The 7,413-nt window shown below is 51.7% G+C and carries 4 protein-coding genes and 2 pseudogenes; 2 read left to right on the forward strand and 4 right to left on the reverse strand.

Annotation, left to right across the window (positions count from 1 at the left end):
• Nucleotides 1-50: 50 nt before the first annotated feature.
• Nucleotides 51-769: pseudogene (locus tag JCM16496_RS19915) on the reverse strand (SGNH/GDSL hydrolase family protein).
• Between the two features lie 723 nt (nt 770-1,492).
• Between JCM16496_RS19915 and JCM16496_RS19920 the strand changes: the two are divergent.
• Nucleotides 1,493-3,160 (forward strand): beta-N-acetylhexosaminidase, encoded by a 1,668-nt coding sequence (locus JCM16496_RS19920; RefSeq protein ID WP_025836302.1) that lies wholly within the window; start codon nt 1,493-1,495, stop codon nt 3,158-3,160.
• Here the strand turns inward: JCM16496_RS19920 and JCM16496_RS19925 are convergent, their stop codons facing one another.
• The 3 genes and pseudogenes from JCM16496_RS19925 to JCM16496_RS19935 form a co-directional block, all read right to left on the reverse strand.
• On the reverse strand, nt 3,161-4,669 hold the full coding sequence (locus JCM16496_RS19925; protein ID WP_025836303.1) for an MBOAT family O-acyltransferase: 1,509 nt from the start codon (nt 4,667-4,669) through the stop codon (nt 3,161-3,163).
• Nucleotides 4,656-5,612: an SGNH/GDSL hydrolase family protein gene (locus tag JCM16496_RS19930; protein WP_128809754.1), complete on the reverse strand. Its 957-nt coding sequence runs from the start codon at nt 5,610-5,612 to the stop codon at nt 4,656-4,658. The genes JCM16496_RS19925 and JCM16496_RS19930 overlap by 14 nt, the downstream gene beginning before the upstream one ends.
• Nucleotides 5,575-6,956: pseudogene (locus tag JCM16496_RS19935) on the reverse strand (SGNH/GDSL hydrolase family protein). Before JCM16496_RS19935 ends, JCM16496_RS19930 begins: the two are co-directional and overlap by 38 nt.
• Before the next feature lie 267 nt (nt 6,957-7,223).
• Between JCM16496_RS19935 and JCM16496_RS22420 the strand changes: the two are divergent.
• Nucleotides 7,224-7,413: hypothetical protein (locus JCM16496_RS22420; protein ID WP_145973820.1), on the forward strand; the 190-nt coding region annotated here is incomplete at its 3' end.

The raw sequence follows: 7,413 nt of genomic DNA on the forward strand, positions 1-7,413 counted from the left end.
ATAAATTAATGGTTTAGTAAATACAGAAATAACTCCCTGCGGGTTTGTCCTTAGTTCTTGGCAGGCAAAGAAACAGAAGTCTCCAATATCGGGGAGACAGCCCCCCAAACCTGAGCATCGATACACTGCATTCCTTGTACAGAAGGATGCCCCCATTGTTTATCAATGTCGTGCAAACGGATATTCTCGATGCCATAGTGCCGGCAAATTTCATCCATGGAACCCGTTACCTCTTCGGATAATTCAGAATTGGTAATATTATAAATCTTGACCGCAGGATAGAGCTGCTTGAGAGATGCAAGCAGATAGCAAAAGGCAGGACGGAAGCTGTATAGATCGGCTTTCGTCCAGCATCATATTGGTATGCACCAATGGGGGCACCTGCCCAACTGTCGTTGGTACCGCCAAAAACAAGGATTATGTCGGGGGTGCCGAGGTTATGAATACGGGTGATAAAAGAACGGTCGGAGTAATCGGCTTTCTCGTAACCGGTATGACAGACGGTGGAGCCGGAATAGGAATTGTTGCGTTCCAACTGAAAGCCGTGCTCATGGATGAAACGGTACCACCAGGTTTCCTCCACCTTCGTCACATCATTCTCTTTCTTTTCGCCGGGAACTCCATACCAGCAGAGATTGGCGGCAGGAGAGACATGACCGTAAAAGGTGGAATAGGAATCGCCAAGAATAGAAACTTTCTTTTGAGCAAACACCCCTGATATAAGGGTCAGGGAAAAAACAACCAGAAAAAACAAGGATTTGCAGTTCATAATAGATAGATTTTTATGTCGTATGCCGCAAAGTTATAAAGTTTGTCCCGGTTTGACGGCAGAAAACCGTAGTTTTTTTTGCCATAGCCCGTTTATATGAAGCACACAAGAATGTCGCCCAAGGGATATAGAGCGAAGAAGAACTGAGATATGAAAACACGGTTCTTTCATTTAACTCCTTTAAATTTAAGCAAAAGAGTCTTACACATGTTTCACCCTTTTGTGTATCGCCCTATTCATCGGGGTTTCGGGTGAAACTTCCATGACTGTTTGTGCATCTATAGATGTAGCATGACCAAGTAGAGGTTTACGACCGTCAAGTAGAGGTTTACAGCCGTCAAGTTGAACTTTACAGTTCCAAACCCAAGCTTCAGCATCAGTCGCCCTATCTATTTCCCGCCCTAACAGGTTTCACCGCAAACCGCTGTCAGCCAGCCAATTTCTATTAAGTTGAAAGGTATGAAGTTTTATTTGCCTGATTTATACTCAGTGATAAAGTTGCCAGGAGCAGAGCCGACTTGTCGGCTGACGCTCCCTTTAACCTGCATTATTCATGCCTGTCATTTGCCAAACTATCAGCATCTGACTCCCGATAACTGCCGTGAATAATATAGGTTAAATGAAAGAGCCGTGGATATAAGCATAATTTATCCCCCTTATCCTCTACCTCTTTAGTATTTTTTCCCTATATTTGTCAGACACTAATTTAATCAATTCAATGCCATGAGAAAACTTACACACATGCTCATTGCAGGCACCCTCGTCCTGGCCTGCTCTTCATGCGGGGTAGAAACAACAGCCAACTATCAAGTCGTTCCCTTGCCCCAGGAGGTTGCCTTGAGTCAGGAATCCCCCTTCAACCTGAATGCCGGTACCATCATCGCCTACCCCGAAAACAATGAACTTTTGAAACGCAATGCCGAGTTTCTGGCCGAATACATCAGCCAGTCCACCGGTCGCACCCTCCAGACAGAAGCCCTTGCCCCGGGGAGCGAAGCGCCCAAAGGCGCCATCACATTAGGACTGGATCCTGCTATCGGCAACCGGGAAGGCTATGTGCTGACCGTCAAAGCCGACCGGGTGACCCTAAACGGACAGACCGAGAACGGAGTGTTCTACGGTATACAAACCCTGCGTAAATCAATCCCTGCCGAAACCAAAGCCACCTCTATCCTATTGCCTGCCGGCAGCATCCAGGATGAACCCCGCTTCAGCTACCGGGGCATGCACCTCGATGTGGGCCGCCACTTCTTTCCCATTGAGTTCGTAAAGAAATACATAGACTTGCTGGCACTTCACAATATGAATACCTTCCACTGGCACCTCACCGAAGACCAAGGCTGGAGAATAGAAATAAAGAAGTATCCCAAGCTGACGGAAATTGGCGCCTGGCGCGACCGTACCGTTATCGGCCGGAACACCGAAGAGTATGACAACACCCGGTATGGCGGTTTCTATACGCAGGAACAAGCCAAAGAAATCGTAAAATATGCCGGGGAGCGCTATATCACGGTCATCCCCGAAGTAGACCTGCCCGGACACATGCTTGCCGCACTGGCCGCCTATCCCGAAATGGGATGCACCGGTGGACCGTATGAAGTCTGTCCACGTTGGGGCGTATTCGAAGATGTGCTGTGCATCGGCAACGAAAAGTCCATGCAGTTCCTTGAAGATGTCATGGCCGAAATCATTGACATATTCCCTTCCAAATACATCCACATCGGCGGTGACGAAGCTCCCCGCACCCGTTGGGAAAAGTGTCCCAAATGCCAGGCGCGTATCAGAACCGAAAAATTGAAAGCCGACAAGAACCATACTGCCGAAGACCGTCTGCAGAGCTATTGCATGACACGTATCGAAAAGTTCCTCAATAGTAAAGGACGCCGGATTATCGGCTGGGACGAGATTCTGGAAGGCGACGTCGCTCCCAACGCAACTGTCATGTCATGGCGTGGCTCGGCAGGAGGAATCAAGGCGGCCCAACTGGGACACGACGTGATAATGACGCCCAACGACTATTGCTACTTTGATTATTACCAAAGTGAGGATACCCAGAACGAACCATTTGCCATCGGAGGCTTTGTCCCATTGGAGAAAGTATACAGTCTGAATCCTACCGCCTCACTGACCGAAGAACAAGCCAAGCACATACTCGGCGCACAAGCCAACCTGTGGACAGAATACATCCCGACCAGCGAGCAGGCAGAGTATATGGTTCTCCCCCGTATGGCCGCCCTTGCCGAAGTACAATGGACACAACCGGAAAAGAAAGATTATACAAACTTCACTACCCGGCTGGCCGGACTCATCGGCCTCTACCGGAGAGACGGGCTCAACTACCGGGACCCCTTCCGACAGCAGGCAGACTCCACAACTACCGAGAAGAAGTAATCAGAACTGGAAATAGATAAACGGCTGTATCTCCGAACTTTTCATCTGAATGACCAGATAGATTACAGCAAGCATCAGTACCGCCTTTCCCAACAAGGGGAGGCGGATTACTGTTTTTGTGCAGGCACGTTCCCAACTGTCGGGCACAAAATGCAGCAGATAGCCCAATGCCATCAGTGCAAACACTTCCCAATAACCCTCTACCAGCTGCGGGAAGAGCTGCGGACGGAAAGTAGTGAATATCTGCTTCAGCATATCCATTGATGTGGAGAACTCCGCATTACGGAAGAATATCCAGCAGAAACAAACAAAATGGAAAGTGACAAGCACCCCGAAGAAGCGGCGGATGCCACGGCTCTCCGTCCCCTTCTTACGCCCGGTAAGCGTCATCCAGAACTTATGGGCTGCAAGCGCAATGCCATGCATCATTCCCCAAAGTACAAAATTCCACGAAGCGCCATGCCACAATCCGCCCAGGAACATGGTAATGATGAGATTGGCATATTGGCGGATTTTCCCCTTCCGGTTGCCTCCCAAAGAGATATAAAGGTAATCGCGCAACCAGCTGGAAAGCGAAATATGCCACCGCCTCCAGAATTCCGTAATAGAAGCGGACTTATAAGGGGAATCGAAATTGATATTGAAATGGAAGCCCAGCAACAAGGCAATGCCGATAGCCATATCACTGTAACCGGAGAAGTCGCAATAAATCTGCAAGGCATAGCCATAGACACCCATCAGATTCTCCACCCCCGAATAAAGAGTGGGATTATCAAAAATACGCTCTACAAAGTTGACGCTGATATAGTCTGATATAACCGCTTTCTTGAAAAGCCCGCTCACGACGAGGAAGATTCCACGTCCGAACATCTCACGGGAGACAAACAGCGGGCGACGGATTTGCGGAATGAAATCACGGGCACGTACAATAGGCCCCGCCACCAACTGGGGAAAGAAAGAGACATAAAAAGCATAGTCCAGCAGACTGGTCAGAGGCGTTATCTGGCGACGGTACACATCTATCGTATAGCTCAACGACTGAAAAGTGAAAAAAGAGATGCCCACCGGAAGGAAAATATCCATCGCTGTGAACGTGCCTCCCGTCAGCGAGGCAAAAGCTTCGCCCAGGAAATTGGTGTACTTGAAGTAACACAACAATCCCAAATTGATGAACAGGCTCAACACGACCCATGCCTTACGCTGCCAGGGAACAACCTTGCGTACCATCAGGCGGGCAATGAAGAAGTCGCTCACCGTGACAAGACCCAACAGGAAGAAATAAGTGCCACTACTTTTATAATAGAAGTAATAGGAAAACAAGGTGACAAACAGCAAACGCGCCGTCGTCCGGCGTTGCAGCAACAGATAAACCAATATGAAAGCGACAAACAGCCAGAGGAAAATACCACTGCTGAATATCATCGGGGCTTGCGGGTCATAAGTGAAGACATCGCGCAAACGGTCCAAGTCTATATTCAATCCGGATAAAAATTCGTCAATATTCCACATAATCGTTATAAGCTTTTAACAAGGCCTGGCAGAACAGTTCGCCTTGCAGGCGGTAACCGTCCGGCAGGTAGTGTACATGGTCCGGACGCATCAATCCGGCTTCCTGCCAGTTGAGGCAGGCACGGCGGGCACCGCCAAGTATCTCGTACATGTCCCACACCGCCAATCCGTTTTCATCGGCATAGCGGCGGATAGTCTGCACGGCAACGGCAGTACGCGGATTAATCTGATAGGTGCGACGACGGCGACGCTGCCGGAAACTCTCGTAAGAGCCCGGAGGAGTGGTCATCAACATCGGTACATTCGGCAGTTTCTCGCGAAGCATGCGTACCAGGTCGTCCATCTGGCGATAGTGCAGCATTGTATTGTAACGGCGGTTATGGCTTTCGTTCGTCCCGAAGGAAAGAATAAGCAGGTCGGGATGCAGGGCGGCAATATCAGCAATGCGGTCCGGACGGGTGAAAGTGGTGCAAAACGCACCGTTGATACCTACATCGGTATAAGAGACTGCCCCGAAAGTGTCCTGCATCAACTCACCGGTGGTACGGGGGAAGATATGGCCGCGTATATGGCTGTCGCCCACATGTACGATGCGAAGCGTATCAGCGGAAGCGCCCAGCCGGCACAGACGCAGCTTCTCCCAGAAAGGATTAAGAATACCCAGGCTGTCGGTAAGTACATTCTCCTTCAGTTGCCGGAATGCGGCGGGAAAAGTTATCAAAGGGACAGACACCGTATCCGTACGTTGGGAATAGAGGCAGAGCGTGTCGCAATCCCCCTCGCCGGTTTGGCAAAGGAGGCTGCCCGGCAATGCGTCCTGCGCCCGTAGCGGTTGCGCCACCGCAATCAGCACCAGCACCGCGCAGCAAATCGTACATCGTACATCGTACAATCGTAAATCCTCCTTATGGTTCCTCTTCATAGTAGGCCCTCCTTCTGTCATACTGTTCCTTACCATAAATCAAAGCCTCATAAAGCAATCCCGCAAGATGCTTTCCACCACGGAAGTTGATGTGCGTATAGTCATAATTGGCCAGTGACGGCTTGGCGTGCACCATCTCTGCCATACTGCCCTCGCCTCCCATGGCCTCGAACAAGTTCCAGAAAGCGACAGCCTCATCCGCCGCCAGGTTCTGTTGATAACGAACCAGGTTCTTGATGCCGGGCATGGTACGCAGCTCCCCCTCTTCGGTCTTATAGTCACGGTCGCCCACGCTGACCACAAGGATGGCAGCTTGGGGAAAGGCTTCCTTGAGATGCTGCAGCGTGGTCTGCATACCGGCAATGTACCTGTCGTAATTGCGTCCGCGCTCGGTGGCCACATTCAGGCCGTATTGCAGGATTATCAGGTCGTAGGGCCGCTGCTCGTTGAACTCGCGCATCATCCACACGGGCACGGAGCGGAGGGAGAGTCCGGAACTGCCGCGCAAGGAGAAGTTGTCCAGCACGATGCCCGTGGTGCCGTCCATGGCGAGGCCGTAGAACAGGGTGGAGTCGGCCTGCTCCACCGTCCAGCGGATGGAGCCTATCCGGCCATCCACCGTCATCTTCTGCAGGTCGTCAACGGGTTCGAAGGTCTCGGTAGTTGCTTCGCCACGGTTGACGCGGACCGAGAGGGTGGCCGTGCCGCGATTGTAGAAGAAGATGCTGGCGCGCCGGCAGGTGTCGAGGCGCGAAGCATAGTTCTGCTGCCCCCGCAGTTCTACGTAGCGCCGTCGTTGGGGATGAAGTAATGCCCGGACACTCCCTGCTTGCTGCGGTCGAAGAAGACGGAGTCCATGATGCTATGGCTCTGCCACCCGCCGAAGGAGTGGCGCACCGTGGGGCGATAGCCGCTGGTCATGGAGGTGATGGTGACAAAGCCCACCCCGCAGCCGCCATACTTCTTCTGGAGCATCTCGCGCAAGTCGGCCGTCAGGATGTCGGCCTCGATAAAGGAATCGCCGAAGTAGGCGATGCGCACGGGGCGGGACGTCTGCGAGGCAAGCTCGTCGAGTGCCCGGTAAAAGGGTGTCATGCCCCGCAGGGTGGAGTCGCTGTAGTCTTCTATGCACGTCATGCCGGTCCGGCAGGTATCTACAAAAGCAGGCTTCGCCTCCGGGGGCGGGGGCAGCAGGGTGTCGGGCTCTTCCGCCACGGGCTTCGGGGGGCGCACGTCGCCCAGCAAATCCACGCGCCTCAGCGTGTGGCCGCCCAGCGTGATGCTTGGCAGGCCGTGCATCAGCAGCAATGCGCCCGGCATGATGAGCGCCAACAGGGCCACGTATTTCAATACATTCTTCTCCATAAGCTGAAAATGAGAGTGCAAAGATAGAGAATCTCCATTTTTATTCCGCTATCTTTGCGACGATAAATCAAAGAAGAGCATTATGGAACTGAATACTTATAACAATGAAGGCGAAATCAGGACACGCTGAAATCTGTTCTGAAAGAAAACATCTGATTCTGACGAAAAGAACTGCCCGGCAGGCTTTGCCCTTCCGGATTATTGCTTACCTTTGCCACCGTTCCCGCGCCTGCAGGACGCACATATCAACAACTCTAAAAACTGATTATGAGAACCACCCTGCACACTTACGATGGCATCGAAAAGAGAAAGGGAATGATTTACCCCCCCATCATTGTAAACATATTTAACCGCAAGAACGCATCTGCGCACACCGCAGCTGCACTCCGGGCAAGCGCCTGCTCCAGAAGGAAACATTCCACGGGGCAGGCGCTTGTCGTGTCTTCGGCACAGGGCA

Origin of the sequence: Bacteroides rodentium JCM 16496 (assembly GCF_000614125.1) — a bacterium.
GTDB classification, from domain to species: domain Bacteria; phylum Bacteroidota; class Bacteroidia; order Bacteroidales; family Bacteroidaceae; genus Bacteroides; species Bacteroides rodentium.